Annotated in this window: 21 protein-coding genes; 17 read left to right on the top strand and 4 right to left on the bottom strand. The window is 59.3% G+C overall.

Features of this window, described 5'->3' with window-relative positions:
* Window positions 1-22: 22 nt before the first annotated feature.
* Window positions 23-1,927 carry a putative bifunctional diguanylate cyclase/phosphodiesterase gene (locus AC1VXC_RS02185; RefSeq protein ID WP_481538002.1) on the bottom strand — a complete coding sequence of 635 codons (1,905 nt, stop codon included), beginning with the start codon at window positions 1,925-1,927 and terminating at the stop codon, window positions 23-25.
* A 269-nt stretch (window positions 1,928-2,196) separates the two neighbouring features.
* Between AC1VXC_RS02185 and AC1VXC_RS02180 the strand changes: the two genes are divergently transcribed.
* The 4 genes from AC1VXC_RS02180 (at window position 2,197) to AC1VXC_RS02165 (ending at window position 5,709) form a co-directional block, all read left to right on the top strand.
* On the top strand, window positions 2,197-2,913 hold the full coding sequence (locus tag AC1VXC_RS02180; RefSeq protein ID WP_481514803.1) for a cytochrome P460 family protein: 717 nt from the start codon (window positions 2,197-2,199) through the stop codon (window positions 2,911-2,913).
* A gap of 87 nt (window positions 2,914-3,000) precedes the next feature.
* Complete coding sequence (locus tag AC1VXC_RS02175; protein ID WP_481514802.1) at window positions 3,001-4,014, top strand: cytochrome P460 family protein; 1,014 nt, start codon at window positions 3,001-3,003, stop codon at window positions 4,012-4,014.
* Window positions 4,015-4,115: 101 nt separating this feature from the next.
* A complete protein-coding gene (locus tag AC1VXC_RS02170) occupies window positions 4,116-4,529 on the top strand; it encodes a cupin domain-containing protein (RefSeq protein WP_279704280.1) in 414 nt (137 codons plus the stop codon).
* 637 nt (window positions 4,530-5,166) lie between these two features.
* On the top strand, window positions 5,167-5,709 hold the full coding sequence (locus AC1VXC_RS02165; RefSeq protein WP_481538003.1) for a MarR family winged helix-turn-helix transcriptional regulator: 543 nt from the start codon (window positions 5,167-5,169) through the stop codon (window positions 5,707-5,709).
* Between the two features lie 130 nt (window positions 5,710-5,839).
* Here AC1VXC_RS02165 and AC1VXC_RS02160 read toward each other — a convergent pair whose 3' ends face one another.
* Complete coding sequence (locus tag AC1VXC_RS02160; RefSeq protein WP_279704282.1) at window positions 5,840-7,057, bottom strand: bifunctional alpha/beta hydrolase/OsmC family protein; 1,218 nt, start codon at window positions 7,055-7,057, stop codon at window positions 5,840-5,842.
* A gap of 279 nt (window positions 7,058-7,336) precedes the next feature.
* On the opposite strand from AC1VXC_RS02160, the gene msrB reads away from it, so the two are divergent.
* From msrB to AC1VXC_RS02130, 6 genes are all read left to right on the top strand, one after another.
* Entirely contained in the window at window positions 7,337-7,780 is a 444-nt protein-coding gene (gene msrB, locus AC1VXC_RS02155; protein ID WP_028876940.1) for a peptide-methionine (R)-S-oxide reductase MsrB, read from the top strand.
* 1 nt (window position 7,781) lies between these two features.
* On the top strand, window positions 7,782-8,276 hold the full coding sequence (gene msrA / locus AC1VXC_RS02150; protein ID WP_028876941.1) for a peptide-methionine (S)-S-oxide reductase MsrA: 495 nt from the start codon (window positions 7,782-7,784) through the stop codon (window positions 8,274-8,276).
* Window positions 8,277-8,463: 187 nt separating this feature from the next.
* Window positions 8,464-9,168 carry a glutathione S-transferase N-terminal domain-containing protein gene (locus tag AC1VXC_RS02145; protein WP_054662466.1) on the top strand — a complete coding sequence of 235 codons (705 nt, stop codon included), beginning with the start codon at window positions 8,464-8,466 and terminating at the stop codon, window positions 9,166-9,168.
* The gene (locus tag AC1VXC_RS02140) at window positions 9,165-10,133 is read left to right on the top strand and encodes a magnesium and cobalt transport protein CorA (RefSeq protein WP_481538004.1); all 969 of its coding nucleotides are present in this window, start codon (window positions 9,165-9,167) and stop codon (window positions 10,131-10,133) included. The genes AC1VXC_RS02145 and AC1VXC_RS02140 overlap by 4 nt, the downstream gene beginning before the upstream one ends.
* 94 nt (window positions 10,134-10,227) lie before the next feature.
* Window positions 10,228-10,800, top strand: a complete 573-nt coding sequence (locus AC1VXC_RS02135) for a hypothetical protein (RefSeq protein WP_054662472.1) — start codon at window positions 10,228-10,230, stop codon at window positions 10,798-10,800.
* A 95-nt stretch (window positions 10,801-10,895) separates the two neighbouring features.
* Window positions 10,896-11,345, top strand: coding sequence for a hypothetical protein (locus AC1VXC_RS02130; RefSeq protein ID WP_200909198.1), 450 nt, complete (start codon window positions 10,896-10,898; stop codon window positions 11,343-11,345).
* Window positions 11,346-11,457: 112 nt separating this feature from the next.
* Here AC1VXC_RS02130 and AC1VXC_RS02125 read toward each other — a convergent pair whose 3' ends face one another.
* Both AC1VXC_RS02125 and AC1VXC_RS02120 read right to left on the bottom strand, forming a co-directional pair.
* Complete coding sequence (locus tag AC1VXC_RS02125; protein ID WP_481514799.1) at window positions 11,458-11,949, bottom strand: DM13 domain-containing protein; 492 nt, start codon at window positions 11,947-11,949, stop codon at window positions 11,458-11,460.
* Window positions 11,950-11,952: 3 nt separating this feature from the next.
* Window positions 11,953-12,423 carry a peroxiredoxin family protein gene (locus tag AC1VXC_RS02120; protein WP_481514798.1) on the bottom strand — a complete coding sequence of 157 codons (471 nt, stop codon included), beginning with the start codon at window positions 12,421-12,423 and terminating at the stop codon, window positions 11,953-11,955.
* A gap of 662 nt (window positions 12,424-13,085) precedes the next feature.
* Between AC1VXC_RS02120 and AC1VXC_RS02115 the strand changes: the two genes are divergently transcribed.
* The 7 genes from AC1VXC_RS02115 (at window position 13,086) to AC1VXC_RS02085 (ending at window position 18,905) form a co-directional block, all read left to right on the top strand.
* Entirely contained in the window at window positions 13,086-13,691 is a 606-nt protein-coding gene (locus AC1VXC_RS02115; RefSeq protein WP_481514797.1) for a sulfite oxidase-like oxidoreductase, read from the top strand.
* Window positions 13,684-14,430 carry an FAD-binding oxidoreductase gene (locus AC1VXC_RS02110; RefSeq protein WP_481514796.1) on the top strand — a complete coding sequence of 249 codons (747 nt, stop codon included), beginning with the start codon at window positions 13,684-13,686 and terminating at the stop codon, window positions 14,428-14,430. The genes AC1VXC_RS02115 and AC1VXC_RS02110 overlap by 8 nt, the downstream gene beginning before the upstream one ends.
* 255 nt (window positions 14,431-14,685) lie before the next feature.
* Window positions 14,686-15,966 (top strand): thiolase family protein, encoded by a 1,281-nt coding sequence (locus AC1VXC_RS02105; protein WP_481509477.1) that lies wholly within the window; start codon window positions 14,686-14,688, stop codon window positions 15,964-15,966.
* Window positions 15,967-16,191: 225 nt separating this feature from the next.
* A complete protein-coding gene (gene grxC / locus AC1VXC_RS02100; protein WP_279704292.1) occupies window positions 16,192-16,464 on the top strand; it encodes a glutaredoxin 3 in 273 nt (90 codons plus the stop codon).
* Window positions 16,465-16,682: 218 nt separating this feature from the next.
* The gene (locus tag AC1VXC_RS02095) at window positions 16,683-16,949 is read left to right on the top strand and encodes a hypothetical protein (RefSeq protein ID WP_481514795.1); all 267 of its coding nucleotides are present in this window, start codon (window positions 16,683-16,685) and stop codon (window positions 16,947-16,949) included.
* Window positions 16,950-17,229: 280 nt separating this feature from the next.
* Window positions 17,230-17,760 carry a peptide-methionine (S)-S-oxide reductase gene (locus tag AC1VXC_RS02090; protein ID WP_481514794.1) on the top strand — a complete coding sequence of 177 codons (531 nt, stop codon included), beginning with the start codon at window positions 17,230-17,232 and terminating at the stop codon, window positions 17,758-17,760.
* A gap of 131 nt (window positions 17,761-17,891) precedes the next feature.
* The gene (locus AC1VXC_RS02085) at window positions 17,892-18,905 is read left to right on the top strand and encodes a zinc-binding alcohol dehydrogenase family protein (RefSeq protein WP_481514793.1); all 1,014 of its coding nucleotides are present in this window, start codon (window positions 17,892-17,894) and stop codon (window positions 18,903-18,905) included.
* The last annotated feature ends 38 nt before the right edge of the window (window positions 18,906-18,943 follow it).

Here is an 18,943-nt window from a genome sequence, read left to right as displayed (position 1 = left end):
GGGCGCGTCAACGCCCTAGCATCTAGCCGGGTGGCGCTCCGGGGGCAGGGGAGAATAGTGTTTCGCAGCTGTGCAGCAATGTCGGTACGAACTCCTCCAGCGGCACTGCCCGAGAGAAAAGATAGCCTTGGCCAAACTCCACGCCAATAGCCCGCAGTGCGGCAAGCTGCTCAACCGTATCAATGCCCTCTGCGATGACCTCTCTCCCAAAAGACCTTGTCAGAGCGGCTATGCCCTCGACGATTGCTCTATCACGGTGGTCATCGATCATGCCTGCCACGAAGCCGCGATCGATTTTGACGTTGTCGATCGGCAACTGTCGAAGCCAGGACAGTGACGAGTAGGCTGTGCCAAAGTCATCCAAGCTAACCTTGATCCCAGAGTTACGAATACTGGACAGCACGTCTGCAGCCCGGCCCAGATCGAGTATCAAGGCGGACTCGGTAATCTCAAGCGTCAGGGACTCTGGTGTGACATTCGCGCGAGTCAACTCGTCAGCCAAGAGTTCAACGGTGCCTGGGACCACGATCTCTGGAGCCGACATGTTGATTGCTATCTGCAAGTCGGTGAGCCCCGACTGCTGGCGAAGCTTCGAGATACTTTGGCATGCCTCCCGAACGACAAACCGGCTTAGGTCAAGGATAAGACCAGAAGAAAGCGCGACTGGAAGAAATGCATCAGGAAAAATCACTCCTCGCTCCGGATGCTGCCAACGAAGAAGGGCTTCTACCGCCACGCAAGTTCCGCACTCGAGCTTAAATACAGGCTGAAAGAAAAGCCTAAACTCCGCAGCTTCCAATCCATCTCGCATTTCCTGTTCGAGCTCAAGCTGTGCGGCCAGGCGTAATCGCATCGCGGAATCAAACTGAACCAAGCAATTTCCGCCGGACATGTGCGCAGCGCCGGATGCCAGCTGCGCCTCGCTGATCAACGCGTTGACGTCATCTGGCGCCAGTAGCTCTCGTTGGCTGTAGCCCGAACTCCATGTCAGAGGAACGCGCTGCCTGCCAACCTGTACTGTAAGTTTCAGTGCAGCCGACAAGGTGTGGAGCGCATGAGTAAGCGTGACAGCATCGCTATTCTGAGTGAGAAGCGCGAATTCATTTGGGGCCGTCCTGGTTACGCGCCAATCACCGGGTGCCACGCGCAGCAAATGTTGTGCAATCTGCTGCGCCACGGTGGCCATGGTCCTATTGTCTAAAGCGCCTAACAGGTAACTGCATTGATCGACAGACGTAACAATTAAGGTGACGCCGGAAGTGTTCTCTGACGCGGCGGCATGCAACGCGCCATCAAGGTAAGCCCGGTTGGGAAGCTGCGTCTGCTCATCATGAGTACAGCGCCAAAGTAGTTCCCGCTGGGTCTTGCTTGCTTGATGCCTTTCATGAGCCAGCGCAATCTGATTGGCGACGCCAGAGGCGAAGTGTTGCTCCTCCGCCGTCCACAGTCGCGTCGTGCCCCTGTGCTCATGGCACAACACGCCCAGGTAACGACCAAACGCACGAACGGGGACGTCGAGCAGCGAGAGAATTCCAAGAGGCTCGAGGTAGTCCTGTGACAGTTCGCTTGTACGTGCGTCCGTGCGCGTATCCGTCACCGTAATCAGAAGTTCGCTAGAGATGGCAGAAAAATAGTGGGGATAGTCCTTCGCAAGAAAGACATCAGGTACAACTGGTCCACCCACCTCTCGGTCCCACTGGTGGGCGCACTGGATGCCGCGAGGAGCATCGGTGAACAGCCACAGACCAACACGGTCGACGTCCAGGGTGGTCGCCAGCACGGCCAACATGCGCATCAGGCTGTCGTCCAGATCTTCAAAGGGCGCATTCAACAACAACAAGAACGCCTCTCGATACCGCTCGCAGCGTAGGACAACGTTGTCGCGATCACTCTCGCCTTGCTCGGGCGAGACGGGACTGCCAGTCATATGCACTGGACTCTCCTAGAGCGGGTCACGCCCGACATTACCTCAGATCATCGCGCCTGAAACATACGCCCAATTGTGTCCAGGGAGCCCTCAAGCAAGGGCGCATAAGGAGCGTCTTATGAGCTAGCAATCGTGTTTGGAAGCGGAAAGCAGCCGACTATGTTTTAAAGGCATCGTTCCAATGCGTTTGCACTATTTGACTTAGAGATGGCGCTTCTCAGTAGTCAGCGTGCGCTCGTTTCTGTCGCGCCCACTAGGGGAGTACTTCCATGAGCATCAACCACTCAAGATTCCAAAACGGTCTTGGATGCATCGCGCTGTCGATGTCATTCCTCGTACTTGCGGGATGCACAAATCAAGCGGCAGAGCCCAGCGTGGCGTCGGCCGCTCCTGTGGTCGCGGCTGCGGCCCCCGCTCCGGCATCGGGGCTTGGATCGGATCCAGCCTACCCGGAGATTGATATCCCGCCGGTCTGGTCGCCCGAGGGGCATCTGATCCAACCCAAGGATTTCCGGGAGATGGTCTTCATCGGAGCTCCTTTGACACCGCATGGCCTGAATGATGGAAAATCGAACTTCCCGGAATTCCACAATGTCTACGTCCAGCCGGCGGCGTTCAAGGCATACCGGGAAACCGGAAAGTGGCCGGAAGGCACGATGATGATCAAGGAACTGCAACTGGTTGACGATCCCAAAGGCGATTTCCCCGATGGCTCGCGCGTTTTGCCTTCTGGTCGCGGCTACTTCCCAGGTGCGGTCAATGGTCTGGATGTCTCCGTGAAAGACAGCAAGCGCTTCGCGGATACAAACAATTGGGGCTACTTCAACTTCAATCACGCACCCCCCCCGTATCTTGCGGAAGCAGCCGTCAAGCCGGTTGGTGAGTGCGCTGGTTGCCACATCGCCAACGCCGACGAAGACATGGTCTACGTCAAACTCTACGAATCGATCCTCGCCCCGCTACCTCTGCCTGTCGCTGCGAACTGACATGCATCGTCCATGCGAAGAGGGCTGTTATGGACTGCCCTCTTCGCGGGATGGGGAGCGCGCGGGAACGAAGTGGGGGCGAGTCGCATGAGCAGAATCGGTTCGCGGATGGCAGCGGGGAGCATTGTCGCGATCGCCGCACTGCTTTGCGCAGGGGGATGCAAACAGAGTGACCCCGTACAGGCGGAACTGGACCCGTACTCGTCTTTCGTCAGCAAAACGGGAGACATCGGGTTTCCGGCCAATTTCCCAAGCGGGTTTGTGTTCATTGGGTCCTGGGCGGTCACGGGTGATGGCGGAGTGGCAGACATCCACTCCGTCTATGCACGCCCCATTGACGTGGTTAACTTCAACGAGACCGGCAGATTCCTTGATGGCGCCGTGCTGGTCAAGGAAGTCACGTTGGCCGTTGGCTCCAAACATACAACCGGTAACGCGTTCTGGGCCAATGAGACCAAAACGTGGTTTCTGATGGTCAAGGATGCAAACGAACGCTTTCCATCGAATCCGCTGTGGGGTGATGGTTGGGGTTGGGCAGAGTTTGATCCAGCCACCAAGAAGCAGATATCGAGCAATTACCAGACGGATTGCAAAGGTTGCCACGTTCCGGCGATGCAGTCGGATTGGGTATATAGCTACGCTTACCCGGCGCTCGGCCCCAACGCCCAGGCAACGGCTCCAAAGGACATCATCGTCGGCGAGCCTGAAGCCGGTGCCGCCAGGCACGGCGGCGCCGGAGCCCAGGAGGCGGGCGGCGACGTCGTCGGCGTAGCGCAGGATACGGACAGCGACGTGGCAGCCGGCAAGGTCACGTTCGAGATTTATTGTTCCTCTTGCCACTCAATGACCCCAGGTGAAAGCGGGATAGGCCCTTCCCTGGCAGGCGTGGCGGGCCGAAAGGCCGGGACATCAGCCGGATACGCATACTCCCCTGCGATGTCGAGCTCCGAAGTGATTTGGACCGCAGAGAACCTCGCCAGTCATATCGAGAAGCCCAAGGAACTTATTCCTGGAAATCGAATGGGCGGCCTTTTCCCGCGGGGAGTTCAAGACGCGAAGAAGCGAGGGGAGATTGTCGCGTATTTGCTGGAAGCGAGGTAACTGCGCACTCCGCGCAGCGCATCTTTCCTGCACCCGCAAACTTCGGCACTGCGAAGGAAAGGGGCAGTAGGCGCCACCTTCATTCATTGGGACGAGAGATCGTGAAGACTCCAGACTTGGGCCCAGCGCCCCATGCGTTCGATCTCGAGAGTGAGACCATCAATAATCCGAACTATCGTTCGGTGAGATGGAGTGGCAGCTATCTGCAGTTGACCCTGATGTCCATTCCACCGGGAAGCGACATTGGCCTCGAGATGCACGCCGATACCGATCAGTTCCTCCGGCTCGACGGTGGACGGGGTCGGATCCAGATGGGGCCGCAGAAGGATGAACTCACCTTCGACCAAGAGGTGTCCGATGGATGGTGCGTGCTGGTGCCCGCCGGGACCTGGCACAACATCTCCAATATCGGCCAAGCGTCTATGCAGCTCTACACCATCTACGCACCGGCGCATCACAAGCCCGGGACAACGCACGCTACGGCGGACGCTGCTGGCGAAGACACGGGTCACTGACCAACCGCCTGGTCGATGCAACGGGCAGTCACTACGTGGCAAACGGGCAGCTAGTTCAGATTCCCTGCAAGACGCGCGGCTTGGGCAGCAGCTCCGCGTCCACTAGTCCTCACACGCTAAGGACAGCGCAGCGGCACATAATTGCGCGACCTCATTTCAGCGCTGCCCCTCATAGGCCATCCGCGCCGCCGCAATTTCCAAGTGCCTGACAAGCCACGCCTTGGCGCACTCATCTCGCTACGCCCTGATCTGATTCGGATCTGAAGCAAACCGTTACCCGGTTCCGCCGCGTCCAGGAGGCAATGCCCCCTCCTTCCTCTTAGCAATTGGCTGCGCAATCCGCCGACCTGGTGGTCGGCCTCCCGAGGGCAGGGGGTCTGGCCAGCGCCCGTCCTCCGACGGGTCCAGTCATCGTTCGAATCTATATGCGGCGTGCATATAGTGTCTGGAGTGGATCAGGAGTCCATAGCTGATAGGCATTGCCAATACCAATCGCATCGGACGGGCTGGTCTCCGCGGGGTCACCCAACTCACTGTTTATATGCACAAAAGACAGGACGCATACGCTTAGCCCCTGTTCCCGGATGCCCTAAAAGCATCACTATTCCCTTGCAGTCTATGCGCGGTGGACATATATATGGTCTCCATGACTCAACTCCAAGATCGCAATGTCTTTGGGGCGTTCGCGCTGATGATCAGCGACGACGTCATTCGCGCCAGTTCTTCGCGTGCGCCCGAGGCAGGCCCCACCGCCTCGGCGCTGGCACTGCTAGCGCACAAGCCAGGCCTGTCAGTAGGCATGCTGGCCGCGGGCGTGGGTCTCTCCCATGCAGGAACGGTTCGACTTGTTGACCGTCTGGTCACGGAAGGCTTGATCGAGCGCCGGGAGCATCCCACTGACGGACGTACACGCGCACTCTATCTGACGGGTGCTGGCAAGGCGGTCAGCGACGACGTCTTGAACTCAAGGGACCAAATCATCGCCGAGGGACTGGCCGTTCTGACCCACGAGGAGATGAAGATCCTGGGCCAGCTCTCTGCACGTGTCCTCCGCGCTCGTCTTGAGAGTCTTGAACACTCTTACCGGATATGTCGCCTCTGCTGCCATGAGGGGTGTACGGACTGTCCCGTCGACGCAGAGTTGCTCGATCGAGGTATTACTGCCGGTCGAGAGGTGTGAAATTGCAGTCGCGCACGTGCCCCATTGAGAAATAGGTCCAGCTAGGGAAGTACGGTAGACGCAAACTACATCCGTAACCCACTTGGCGTAAAACGGCCGTGTTAATGGACGCAGCCGGTAGGCGCTTGTTTCAGTCTGGCGCGGGTACCGCAGTCTCAGTGCCGCTTGAAAGCTCCGTCTGAACGTCAGAACCCCGGACTAGGGTCAGATCAACCGGGCATCGATCAGCGATCGCGAGAATCCGAGCACGCTGATCATCGTTCAGCGGGCCATCGAGGGTGATGGTGCGGGTAAATCGGTCGGGCGGCATCATGCCCGGCACCCTCTCGTGCTGCACAGTCGTGCTCGCCCGTTCGAGCGGAAAGCCCTTGCGAATTGCGTAGACACGCATGGTCATGACCGTACACGCCGCCAAGCCGGCAGACACAAGCTCGTAGGGAGATAGTCCGGTTCCTAGACCGCCGACCGACGCTGGCTCGTCGGCGAAGAACGTATGCTCGCCGCTACGGATCTCGAGCTGGAATTTTCCCGCAAGGGTTTCGGTGGCGACAACTCCCTTCGCAACCTCGACCTGCGGAAGATCAGTCTTGAGAAGTGGAAGGAAGCGGCTCGCCCAGGCGGCCACCATAGCCGAGGCGTAGTTCGCGTCGGCAGCACTCGTAAGCAGGTGATCCGCTGTGTCGAGCGAGAAGAAGCTCTTGGGATGTTTGGATGCGACGAAGATGCGCGACGCGTGGTCGATGCCGACCACCTGATCCAGCGGAGAATGCATGACCAGCACAGGACGCCGGAGCGATGCGATGGATTTCTCGATGTCAAACGCCTCAACCGCCTGTAGGAAGCTGCGGCGAACCACGAAGGTTCGGCCAGCAATCTCTGCTGATGCTTCGCCCTCGCTGGCGATGGTATCCAGGTCAATCGGCCGGAAAAAACGGAGGATATGCTCTAGGTCGGCGGGAGCGCCGATCGTCGCCACCGCCGCCACGCCAGGCAGCTCGGCCGCGGCCACGATCGAAGCGGTTCCACCCAGGCTGTGCCCAACAAGCAAGGAGGGCGGCATCCCCGCCTCCGTCATCGCCATTGCGGCTAAACGAATGTCCTCGACGTCCGACGCGAAGCTGACGGGCTCTACCGACCCGGCTCCAATGCCGGCGAAATCAAATCGCAGGACACCGATACCAGCACGAGACAATGCGCGGGAGATGTAAACGGCAGCGCGGCTGTCCTTTCCGCACGTAAAGCAGTGCGCGAAGATTGCCCAGCCACGCGGCGTTCCCTCCGGCGGTTCAAGATGCCCGGAAAGCTGGGAGCCGCCCACGCCAACAAACGCAAACTTAGTCTCCGCCATACCAACGAACCTCCTGCAGACGGCTGGCGGTTGCGCTCCCAAGGCACCCGAAGAGCCTCATCGGGGCGCTCGCCAAACCTGTGATAGTCAACTCAAGGTATCAGCAGCTGGCGACCTGGGGCGAACAAAAGTGAATCAGATCGCGAAGTGCTTCAATGCTATCGCCGCGATACGTTGCACGTATTGGATAAATCCAAGGCGCGCTGCGATAGTCGTTGTACTGACTAGGAACACAAACGACAGTTTGGCTGCCCCACTGGATGCGTAACGGAGGCTATCGTGAAGTTTGAAAAGTCAAAGACAGCGTTGGACCGTCTCACCCCGGAGCAGCATTGGGTCACCCAAAACGCGGGTACCGAAAGGCCATTCACGGGCGAACACAACGACAACAAGAAGCCTGGCATCTACGTCGACGTCGTGTCTGGAGAGCCGCTCTTCGCATCGACGGACAAGTTCGATTCTGGCACCGGCTGGCCGAGCTTTACCAAGCCGATCGTTCAGGCCAACGTGAACGAGGTTCAGGACGGCGCCCATGGGATGAGGCGGACGGAAGTCAGGTCGGTACATGCCGACAGTCATCTTGGCCATGTGTTCCCGGATGGTCCGTCCGACCGCGGCGGCCTTCGGTACTGCATAAACTCTGCGTCTCTTCGGTTCATCCCGCGTGACGAGATGGAAGGCGAGGGATACGGCGAGTATCTCGATCAGATCAAGGAGGCTTAACATGCATCAGCGCGCAGTTCTGGCGGGTGGATGCTTCTGGGGCATGCAAGATCTCATTCGCAAGCAGCCGGGCATCGTTTCGACGCGTGTCGGTTACACAGGTGGCGATGTTCCCAATGCCACGTACCGAAATCACGGCACGCACGCCGAGGGAATCGAGATCATCTTCGACCCGGCGGTGACCAGTTACCGGAATATCCTGGAGTACTTCTTCCAGATCCATGATCCGACAACCAAGAACCGCCAGGGCAATGATCGTGGGCTTTCCTATCGGTCGGCCATCTACTATGTCGACGAGGAGCAGAAACGCGTTGTCGAGGACACAATCGCCGATGTAGATGCCTCCGGACTATGGGATGGCAAGGTGGTCACCGAAGTCGAGCCGGTGAGCGAATTCTGGGAGGCCGAACCGGAGCACCAGAACTATTTGGAGAATCGGCCGGGCGGCTATACGTGCCACTTTCCCCGTTCCAACTGGGTTCTTCCCAAGCGCTAAAACGGGGACCTTGTGCGGTCATCGGCCGGGGCTGAGGCAGAACCGTCTTCGCGGGTCGCGACCTGAGCCCCCGTCCTCCTCGCAGTCATCGATAACCGCGCCATTCTTCGGCGCGGTTATCGAACCCAGTGCTGATAGGGTTGAGTTCTCCAGTCCCCAGCCATCGCATCACCAGGATCGCAGAACCATGTCAGATCTCTCGTCCTTTCCGGTCACGAAGCGCTGGCCGGCATCTCATCCCGAGCGCATCCAACTCTATGCATCTCCCACGCCCAATGGCGTCAAGGTCTCGATCATGCTGGAGGAGACCGGCTTGCCGTACGAGCCCCACTTGGTCGATATCTCCAAAAACGAGTCAAAAGATCCGGCGTTCGTGTCCTTGAATCCGAACGGCCGGATACCGGCAATCATCGACCCTGCAGGGCCAAGCGGGAGCCCGATTGCGGTTTGGGAATCCGGTGCCATCCTCATCTACCTGGCCGAGAAGACCGGCCAGCTCATCCCAAATGCACCCGCCAAACGCTACGAAACTCTGACGTGGGTGTTCTTCCAGATGTCGGCCATCGGGCCGATGTTCGGCCAGCTAGGCTTCTTCCTGCGCTGGGGCGGGAAGGACTATGAAGATAAACGCCCACAACAGCGCTATATCGACGAATCCAAGCGACTCCTAGGGGTGCTTGATCGGCAGCTGGAAGGGCGCGAGTGGATCGTCGATGACTATTCGATCGCGGACATCGCGACGCTCGGCTGGGTAAACGCGCTGATCGAAACCTACGGTGCCGGCGACATCGTCGGGCTAAGCGAATACTCGAATATCCAAGCCTGGCTCGGTCGTGGGCTAGCTCGACCAGCTGTACAGCGGGGTCTGAAGATCCCTGCGAGGCCGGCATGAGCATCGTTGCCGCCTGCTATTACAACGAAGGTAAGCGAATCAGGGACGTCGCGCTCGACGAGCACGTCCAATGGGATAAGAGTCGATCGGACTTCTGTTGGATCGCGCTACACGACCCCACTGCCGAGGAGCTTCACGCGATACAAACGACCTATCAGCTCCATCCGGTGGCCATCGATAATGCGATGCACCCGCTGTGCCCGCCCAAGCTCGAGGTCTACAACGATGAGCTGTACGTCGTCGCCCAGACTGCCGAGCTGGTAGGCGACACGATTCGCTACGGGAAGATGGCAATCTTCACCGGTCACAATCATCTCATCACCGTACGGCACGGCCACGCCGGAGAGCTAGGTACCCTTCGAAAGCAACTCGAGGCTTCGCCGGCGCTGTTGGGAAAGGGCGTCGACTACGTGTTGCACGCGATCCTGCACCGGATTGTCGACCAGTATCTGCCCATCTTTGAAATGATCGAAGATGACGTCCTGGCAATGGAAAGGCGGTCACTTGGCGACTTTCTCGGACGAGAAGACGTCGCCCGCATCTTTGCACTGAGATGCGAGCTCACCCACTTCCAGCGTACGCTCGGAGCGATGGCCGAGTTGGTCAGAAAGCTGGTTCGCGGGCACTTTCCCTGCATCAGCGCCGATGTGAGGCCGTACTTCAACGATGTCGCGGACCACGTTGATCGCGTGCAGACCATGGTTAACGGACTACTTCAGGTCCTGTCATCTGTCTTTGAGTTCAGCAGTCTTCTGGAAGCGCAAAGGATGGGTAGGATCACCCGCCAGCTCGCGGCTTGGACGGCTGTACTGGCAGTTCCGGCGGTAATCGCTGGAATATATGGCATGAACTTCACGCACATGCCCGGCCTGAATGCGACCTACGGATTCTTCGTCGTGATTGGGCTCATGGCGACGTCCTGCCTCATCCTCTTCTTGCGCTTCAAGAAGGCAAAGTGGCTTTGAATTCTGTACCCAAACATCTCCGCCGTCCTCCGGCAGTCCACAGCACGCCCCGTGCGGGCGCACGCTCCATTCAACGCGAGATGAAGGCGCCTCAATGAACACCCAAGTGACCGATGTCATAAGCGCAGTGCAGTCGTACGTCGCCAAGGGATACGACCGCGAGTATCGTGTCAAGGATGGCCATCTCGTCGATCTCGAATTCGGATCGAAACTGGATGCTTGCTCTATGCGTGTGGACGCTGCGCTGCGCCTGGAGAGTGGCGACGATGCGGAGGATGCTTCAAACATCTACGCGATCACGGACCCAAAGACGGGGCACCGGGGACTCCTTATCGACGCATTCGATGTGTTCGACGAGATTTGCCATGCGGACTTTTCCGAGCAGCTTTTGGCACATCGAGAAACGGTGCCGACAGGGGACCGGGATGTGCCGAGCAAGCACGGTCTGCGCAAGGTCTACAAGCGCGAGTTTGAACAAGAACCCGAGCGTTATGTCCTTCGGGAAGGGTTCCCCGACTTTCCCGCATGTCCCTTCGGCGGTGCCTTCAGCATCCTCGGATTTGATACCGCAGAGCAAACCTATGTTTGGCTGGTCACAAGCATCATCCGAGACCCCAGGCTGATCCGAGCTCCTTATCAAGGAGAGGACTTTGTCAGCGATGAATAGCCGCGTGGGCGGGATGACAAAGCTCAATTACACGGCGGTCCCCGGCGGATCCTGACGGGCAGACGGCTCCAATAGCGATACAAGGCGAGGTGATTGTGAACTGGAACAAAGACCACATCAGAGAGACGATGCTGTCGTTGGAAACGGCGGCCTTGAAGAGCGCTCGCGACACGTATCTAGGCTACGTATCGACTGCTCGGCTTGATCGAAGCGAGCCGATCGAGAATGACGAGCACGCTCAGGCGGAAATCGCGAGCGACCTCGCCGAAGGGCTTGATGACAAGCTCCATGACTATGCGGATAAAATTGAAAAGCTCGAAACAATCGATTTCGGGCCGAAGTCTACCGTCGTTGAGGGTGCCGTCGTTAAGTTGTCCGGCCGGTACTTTGTGGTTGCTGTGTCAACGAGCCAGTTCAACTGTCATGGGCAGGAGCTTATGGGCATCTCCACAATGGCGCCGATCTTCCAGGCCATTGAAGGCGCACGCGCGGGAGAGACCGTGCAGTTCAACGGCCGGAACATCACCGTAGAAAGTGTCGAGTAGATCTACTCCCGTTCTTCTGGCTGGCGCCTGCTCAAAGCGAGGCGAGCCCTCCCGCGAGACAGCCAGTTCAGGCCGGGGTTACACCCCGGCCTGACGGAATACAACGCGCTCGTCATTCTCGAGTAAGACGTGAGGCCTGGTACTCAGCGGCGCTGATGAACTGACCGAATGACTCGCACCAGATAACGACCGTGGTGTAGTCACGAACATCGGTGTCGGTCGGCACATCCACTAGGAAGCCGTTAAACGTCCTCACGTCTCCCACGCGGCGCGATACGTCTTTGACGCGGAGAAAGGCCGCCTCCGTGTCGACAAAGCGTGGGGCGAGATAGAGCTTGTAGTCGGGGCCTGGGGCTAGGCGCCCAAAGTGCGCAATGTGACTGCGCGATACACGCACCTCGCCTTCGCCCCAGTGGAGTCGATTGCTGCCTTTGAGGTCGCGCACGAAGCGCCCTGCGTAGAGCGTTTCCGCGGCGACCCGATCAAGTACCTCTTCATCCGGTGCTTCCGGAGCTGTCAGGATAGGCAGGGCATAGATGCCGCCGCCAAAACCTAGCGCGAGCACCGCTAGGTGGGTAGTGGTCAGGGTGAGCCATCGCCGCATTGACTATCCCTGCTCCAATGCCTTCACGAGTCGACCCACATCCAGGCGGAAGTCCGAGAGAATAATCCGACCACCCGCGTCGATGACCGTGAACCATGGCGTTCCTCGGGTTCGGTAGTCCTGCATGAACGTCGGATGCGTCGATCCCGCCGGGGGCTCGTCGTGACCAAATGCGACAGGAAGCGCGTACTCGACCTGGTTCGGTCGCAATCTCTCGAAGGTGTTCTCGTGCGCTCCTTCAAATACGGTTTGGATCACAGCAAATCCGACGCCCTGGTCGCTCAAGACGGCATGCAGCGCTTGGAGTGTCGGGAACCCATGGGAATGGCAGCCACCGCACCAGTCTTGGAATGCGAACAGGATCTTCGGTCCTGCACCCAGATCCGACAGTTTGAGAGGTGCGATTCTCTCTCCGTCGGCGCCAATCCATCGCTGCACTCGAAGCTCAGGTGCTTGTCGTTCGGACACGTTCATTAGATTCTCCACCCTTGATGTAGACCCCTGGCAAGTATCCGAGCGAGCAGCCCTTGCCGATCGCTCGAAGGCCCCTGCGGTTTGTCTCACGTACGCTTGATCCGCCAAGTCGGCACTCAAGCCGAGGCGTTCTCGGGATTCGTAAGAACCGCGCCTGAGACTATGAAGGTAAGCGCGAAACATTTGAAATAGCTTCGCGACATAGGCTCCATGCCTGATTGCCGCAAGGCGACGGCGCAGTTTGGTCAGCGGCGCGCCATCGAGAAATTCAGCTTTGCACGGCGCTGCATTGACCGAGCTTCCACGGCGGGGCGGAACATCAGGGGCTGTGCGGCATGAGCGACATTCCCCCGTTCCATACCGCCAAAGGAAAGGGACGCTGTCGGCTGTTAAGACGCTGACTGGGGATAGGCCACAAATCCCTGCCTGGGCTATCGAATACATAGCCCGTCGCTATTGGGCAATGGTGTCGATCGGATGCTACGGTTTCCAGGCGATGCGCGTGGCTCGCTGCGTCGGGGGAAGGTAGCTACTGATATTTGGCATCCGCTATTCTGGCCTTCACCCGGTTGCCCGTCCGGCAGCGACCTGTGCGAAGGGAATGCGCAGTGGTTCGTGATGAAACCGGTTCCTTTCTGTCGTGACACGTAAGGAGGTTCGCCATGGTCACCAGAGGATTCACTGGCCGCGGTTCGGGCAGCAATCAAGCGGATCGGGTTCCGCCTGGGCAGCATCTCGAGCAAGGCTTTCCGGTCCTGTCAGCCGGACCCACGCCGCTCGTTGATACTGCCGATTGGAAATTCACCGTCAAGATCGGCCCGAAGCCCGCCAAGGTGTGGAACTGGAGCCAGTTCAACGCCCTGCCGAAGACCAAGGTGACTCGGGATATTCACTGTGTCACGTCTTGGTCCAAACTCGATACCGAGTGGGAAGGCGTGCTGATCGAGGACATTCTTGCGGACGCCGGCCTTGGCCGGCCCACGGACTTCGTACTGGCGCACTGCTACGACGGGTACTCGACAAATGTTCCGTTGGTGGATCTGCTTTCGGGAAAGGCGATGGTTGCGCTCAGCTACGCCGGGAAGCCACTGCCACGCGACCATGGGGGGCCTGCGCGGCTTCTGGTGCCGCACCTTTACTTCTGGAAGTCAGCAAAGTGGGTGAATGCTCTGCAGTTCACAACGCGTGACGAGGCCGGTTTTTGGGAACTGCGCGGCTATCACATCTACGGCGATCCGTGGCGCGAGCAACGGTACAAAAATGACTGACAACGGCGATCAGCAGATACCGTGGCAGTCGTGCGTGATCGTCGGGATCGTGCAGCGAACGCCGACCATCAAGAGCTTGTTCCTTCGGCTGAGCAGATCATTTGTGCACATCGCAGGGCAGCACGTCGACGTCAAGCTGACCGCGCCCGATGGCTACAGCGCAATGCGTAGCTACTCGATCGCGTCATCTGCAAACGCAAGCTCGATCATAGAGATCGCTATTGAGCTTTTGCCCGATGGTGAGGTGTCGTCCTTTTTCCACGACGTCGCAGCCGTCGGGGACGAAATAGAACTTCGTGGTCCGCTGGGAGGCCATTTCCTTTGGCCAAAGCCTGCCGCAGACGCCGTGCTGCTGATCGGGGCAGGATCTGGCCTCGTGCCGTTGATGGCGATGATTCGTCAGCGCCACTCACTTGCCCAAACGTTGCCGACCGCGTTGCTCCTCTCTGCGCGAACCGCAAGGGACGTTCTCTTCTCGGAAGAACTTCATTCGATCGAGTCCAGCGATCCGGCATTCCTTATGGCTTTGGCAATTACGCGGGAGCGACCGGCCCGAGGCTTGGACTATGGGCGACGGATCGACGGCGCCATGGTCCAGGAGATCCTGACTCGGCTTGACCGAATGCCTACACACGTATTCGTCTGTGGATCCAACGGCTTCGTCAATATCGCGACGGATGCGGTTCTGCTTGCAGGCGTGGATGCCTCCAGTGTCCGAACCGAGCGTTACGGCGGCTAGTGGGAAATGGCCAAATTCAGTGCCTCTAGGTCTGTATGTTCAGCCCAGGATTCAGTCTGCAATGTTCTTGCCGATGACAAAGGCAGCTTGCCGGTTCCGTTCTAGAAAGGCCCAAACAGATTCTCCGGTGCGGGCAAACAGGGTGCAGCTAAACAATCCCTGGCCCCGTTGCACGCGCGTTAGCGCTTCGTAGGTATTCAGTGGCACCTGATACATCCATACCCCTCCGCAAGTTCAAGAAGGTAGGAGACCCACATGACTCGTTTTGCCGGACCCGTTTACGTAGCCGCTGGCCTTCGAACCCCTTTCGGACGAGGTGGAGGCCCGTTGTCGGCCTATGACGCCGTGTCCCTGTCGGTCCCTGTTGTAAAGGCGATGGCGGCCCAGGCGGAGCCAGATCTGCTCGTCTGGGGAACAGTGATTCCGAACATGGGCTGGAGCAACATCGCCCGCGAGACCTGGCTGGACGCCAAGCTCAGTCCCACGGTGCCGGCGTTCTCGGTCGTCCTGGCCTGCTCTACCAGCATGACGGCCACGTTCGCGGCGGCGGGGATGCTGGGCGGGGGAACGGAACTCACGATGGTCGGCGGGTCCGAAGTCATGAGCCGTCCTCAGATCGCATTAACGGCTGATGCATCCAAGAGACTCACGGACCTATTTGCGAGCGATCCCGCGGCCGCACTTGGCGCCCTCCAGGCTCTTACCCCCCGTGACTACCTGCTGCCCACAAAGGGCTGGGCCAACCGGATCACCGGCCGAACCATGGGCGACCATATGGAGGAGACAGCCAAGGCCTGGCAGGTCACGCGCGAGGCGCAGGACGACTGGGCGCTCAAGAGTCACCAGCGTGCCGTGGCGGGATGGGAGCGTGGCTTCTTCGACGATCTCGTGATCCCGCTGCCGGAGCTGGCGCGCGATGCGAATCCCCGGGCTGATACGTCGCCCGAACGGCTTGCCGCACTCAAGCCGGTCTTTGATCGCGACAGTGGAAAGGGGAGCCTGACGGCGGGCAACAGCTCCCCGATCACCGATGGTGCTGCCGGCTGCTGGGTCGCCACCAAGGCCGGACTGGCCCGACTCCCCACGGGCACGCCCTACGCGCGGCTCGTGGACTACGAGGTGTCTGCGGTGGATTTCCATACCGAAGGTCTGCTCATGGCGCCGGCGTATGGGATCCCTCGCCTGCTCGCCCGGAATCGACTGAGCTTCGCCGACATCGGGCTCTGGGAGATCCACGAGGCCTTCGCGTCCCAGGTCCTAGCGAACGTGGCGGCTATTTCCGACCCGGAGTGGGTGCGCACAAAGGCCGGCGTCCAGGCGGCAATGGGCGATTTCAATTGGGACCGTGTCAATCCCAACGGAGGCTCGGTCGCCATTGGGCATCCGTTTGGCGCGACCGGCGCGCGTGACCTGAGCCAGGCGGTGAAGGAGCTCTGGGCCATGCCTCCTGGCTCGCGCGCGATCGTCAGCATTTGCGCCGATGGCGGTCAAGGCACGGTTGCACTCCTCGAGCGCCCATGGATGGGAGATCAGTAAATTGACCGCGCCAGCATGCTGACGACCGCCGACGTGCTGGCGGATAGCCCAAAGTGGTCCAACGGCTGAAGTGACATGCGAACGACCCGCTAGCGGCATCCCGGAGTGACTTTGGGTCTGCGAACTGTGAGATGCCGTACGACGACTCCACGGCAGGTCTATGACTAACCCCCGGGTCTGGGCGCGACAGGCTCTGCCTCGACTATCGACTAAGGGAAACGTACCGTGAAACCAGACGTTCTCGTGTACACCAAGAGCTGGTGCCCGTACTGCCGACGGGCTATGGAGCTGCTCAAGGAGAAAGGCGTGCAATGGAAATCGATCGATATCGGGTCGGATCCAGCCCGCCGGCAGGCCATGGTCGAAGCATCGGGCCGAGGCACCGTGCCGCAGATCTTCATCAACGGCACTCATGTCGGTGGCTGCGACGACCTATTTGATCTTGATGCCGCGGGCGGACTTGACGAGCTCCTCGCGCGGCCGCCACCTCAAGACTAAGCTACTGCAGTCCGGGCCAAGTAGTTCGCCGACACCGATTCGGCTGTCCGCGGTGATGAGATAGTCCGACGGGATGGGAAGTCTGGCAGCAAGGCAAGACTGCAATGGGCTTCGCGCCTGCCTCTCGGCTGGAGGGCTGCCCCCGGTTTAATCTGCTACGGCTGCCACGAGTTCCCAGAAGCCATGTGCGTTCTGACGATCAACACGAGTGAGCTGAGATGGAGCACGCCGATTTCGATGCCGCCTTCAAAGCGATGCCGGAGGGATACGCCGAGGGCGCGTACGAAGGCCGCCGTTTCGGCGTGACCGTTAAGCGATCCGAGGATGGTCGTCGCAACAGCCTCTTTGCAAGGGAGTTGGCGGGGACAGACATTGTCAGCTTCAATCTCTATCGGGTTGCGTCAGATCAGACGTCACTAAAGCCCTGCGAAATGTCCACCCAAAAGGTCGTGGCATTCGTGCTGGGGTTTCGTCCTGACCCCTGACGGGCGATAGGACGCCTAGGCCAACGGGTCGGCATGAAGATGCCAGCGCACCACGGCGGCGCGTACCGCCAGGGGTATAGAAGGCATAGACGTTGGTTATTGGACTTCGGATGGATATGAATCCATCGTCTAAACGTTGCTGTCGCTGGGCGGAGCGTCGCGTTCTGCCCCTGCAAGCCATAGTTCAGAAGGAATAAGCGATGACGCCCAGGCGTCCTGCCACCGGTCCGAGCAATGATCTGCGCAAAGCCACGCGTCGAATTGAACCGAGGCATGGACTGTGACCATCGCAAAGGCTGGCTTTGGCGGGGGATGCCATTGGTGCACGGAAGGCGTGTTCCAATCATTGCGCGGCGTCACTCAGGTTGACCAGGGATTTGTCCAGTCAGACGCGCCTGCAGATACGTGGGCAGAGGGCGTGATCGTCACCTTTGATTCGACAGTCATTCAGTTGGAAACGCTTTCCGAGGTGCACCTCAGAACGCACTCCGCGACGAGAGCGCGCTCCCCTCGAGGCAAGTACCGCAGCGCGATCTACCTCTTTGACGATCATCAGCGGCTTGAGGCCGAGCGAGCTATTTCCAGTTTCGCCGAACAGTCAGGCAAGCCGGTGCATACCCTCGTCATTCCTTTCAGGAGCTTCAAGGCGTCGGACGAGCGTTTCCAAAACTACTATCGAACCGATCCGAGCAGACCTTTCTGCCGCCTCTACATCGATCCCAAGCTGGATCTCATCCGACAACACTTTTCGGAGCTGGCACTCCCTGGAGCGACCGTGGCGCAGGCCATTGAAGGTGGCGATGGCGCGTAGGTCCAAAGCGGGTATTCGGTGCGCGAAAGGCTATAAGCCTGAAGCGCAACCGAGGGAATAAACGTGATTACTTCGGAACGCGCCACAGTTCTTCTTACTGCAATCGCACCTTAATCAAGCTGGAGACACCCATGAAAGCAGTCGGTTACAAGGTTCCGGGACCCATCGCCGAGAATGCCTCGCTGGTTGATATCGACTTGCCTCGGCCTGTCGCTGCGGGACACGACATCCTCGTTGAGGTGATGGCCGTCTCAGTCAATCCAGTTGACTACAAGGTTCGCGGCAGCTCACCGCCCGCGGATGGTGATTGGAAGGTGCTTGGATGGGATGCCGCCGGGATCGTGCGCGAGGTCGGCTCGGAAGTGACGCAGTTCAAGGCCGGCGACGAGGTCTATTACGCCGGATCGATCACGCGCAGCGGCACCAACGCGCAGTTCCATCTCGTCGACGCTCGGATTGTCGGTAAAAAGCCCACTTCGCTGGACTGGGCAGAAGCGGCGGCGCTGCCGTTGACGACGTTGACGGCATGGGAGGCAATGTTCGATCGCCTGGATGTGGCGAAACCCGTTCCGGGTGCCGCCGCCGCGATCCTCATCATTGGCGGCGCCGGCGGCGTCGGGTCGATCGCCATCCAGATCGCTCGTCAACGCACGGACCTCACGGTCATCGCCACCGCCTCTCGGCCGGACACCCAGGCGTGGGTGAAGGGGCTCGGGGCACATCACGTCATCGACCATTCCCGACCCCTCGCGGCCCAGATTTCCGAGCTCGGCATTGGCGCCCCCGCTTTCGTCTTCTCGACGACGCATACCGAGAAGCATGCCGCCGACATCGCCGAACTGATCGCCCCGCAAGGACGATTCGCACTGATCGACGACCCCAAGGTATTCGACATCATGTTGTTCAAGCGCAAGGCGGTATCGATTCACCACGAGTTGATGTTCACAAGGTCGATCTATGGCACGCCCGACATGAATGAGCAGGGCAAGATCCTCGATGCGATGGCCGTGCTGGTGGATGACGGCAAGATCCGAACGACGCTGACCCGGAAACTGTCGCCGATCAATGCCGCGAACCTGAAGACAGTTCACGCACTCATCGAAAGTAGTACGTCAATAGGCAAGATCGTCCTCGAAGGATTCTGACGAGCACCCCCCAGTATCCTTCCAACCCCAATAGAGCC

The sequence above is a fragment of the Stenotrophomonas sp. STEN033 genome, assembly GCF_056856655.1.
This window is presented reverse-complemented; position numbering and strand designations above follow the sequence as displayed.

Bases quoted from the DNA above. Each gene is read 5' to 3' on its own strand.
- AC1VXC_RS02185 (WP_481538002.1), bottom strand. From the start codon at position 1,927: ATGACTGGCAGTCCCGTCTCGCCCGAGCAAGGCGAGAGTGATCGCGAC.
- AC1VXC_RS02180 (WP_481514803.1), top strand. From the start codon at position 2,197: ATGAGCATCAACCACTCAAGATTCCAAAACGGTCTTGGATGCATCGCG.
- AC1VXC_RS02175 (WP_481514802.1), top strand. From the start codon at position 3,001: ATGAGCAGAATCGGTTCGCGGATGGCAGCGGGGAGCATTGTCGCGATC.
- AC1VXC_RS02165 (WP_481538003.1), top strand. From the start codon at position 5,167: ATGGTCTCCATGACTCAACTCCAAGATCGCAATGTCTTTGGGGCGTTC.
- AC1VXC_RS02160 (WP_279704282.1), bottom strand. From the start codon at position 7,057: ATGGCGGAGACTAAGTTTGCGTTTGTTGGCGTGGGCGGCTCCCAGCTT.
- msrA (WP_028876941.1), top strand. From the start codon at position 7,782: ATGCATCAGCGCGCAGTTCTGGCGGGTGGATGCTTCTGGGGCATGCAA.
- AC1VXC_RS02145 (WP_054662466.1), top strand. From the start codon at position 8,464: ATGTCAGATCTCTCGTCCTTTCCGGTCACGAAGCGCTGGCCGGCATCT.
- AC1VXC_RS02140 (WP_481538004.1), top strand. From the start codon at position 9,165: ATGAGCATCGTTGCCGCCTGCTATTACAACGAAGGTAAGCGAATCAGG.
- AC1VXC_RS02135 (WP_054662472.1), top strand. From the start codon at position 10,228: ATGAACACCCAAGTGACCGATGTCATAAGCGCAGTGCAGTCGTACGTC.
- AC1VXC_RS02125 (WP_481514799.1), bottom strand. From the start codon at position 11,949: ATGCGGCGATGGCTCACCCTGACCACTACCCACCTAGCGGTGCTCGCG.
- AC1VXC_RS02120 (WP_481514798.1), bottom strand. From the start codon at position 12,423: ATGAACGTGTCCGAACGACAAGCACCTGAGCTTCGAGTGCAGCGATGG.
- AC1VXC_RS02115 (WP_481514797.1), top strand. From the start codon at position 13,086: ATGGTCACCAGAGGATTCACTGGCCGCGGTTCGGGCAGCAATCAAGCG.
- AC1VXC_RS02110 (WP_481514796.1), top strand. From the start codon at position 13,684: ATGACTGACAACGGCGATCAGCAGATACCGTGGCAGTCGTGCGTGATC.
- AC1VXC_RS02105 (WP_481509477.1), top strand. From the start codon at position 14,686: ATGACTCGTTTTGCCGGACCCGTTTACGTAGCCGCTGGCCTTCGAACC.
- AC1VXC_RS02095 (WP_481514795.1), top strand. From the start codon at position 16,683: ATGGAGCACGCCGATTTCGATGCCGCCTTCAAAGCGATGCCGGAGGGA.
- AC1VXC_RS02085 (WP_481514793.1), top strand. From the start codon at position 17,892: ATGAAAGCAGTCGGTTACAAGGTTCCGGGACCCATCGCCGAGAATGCC.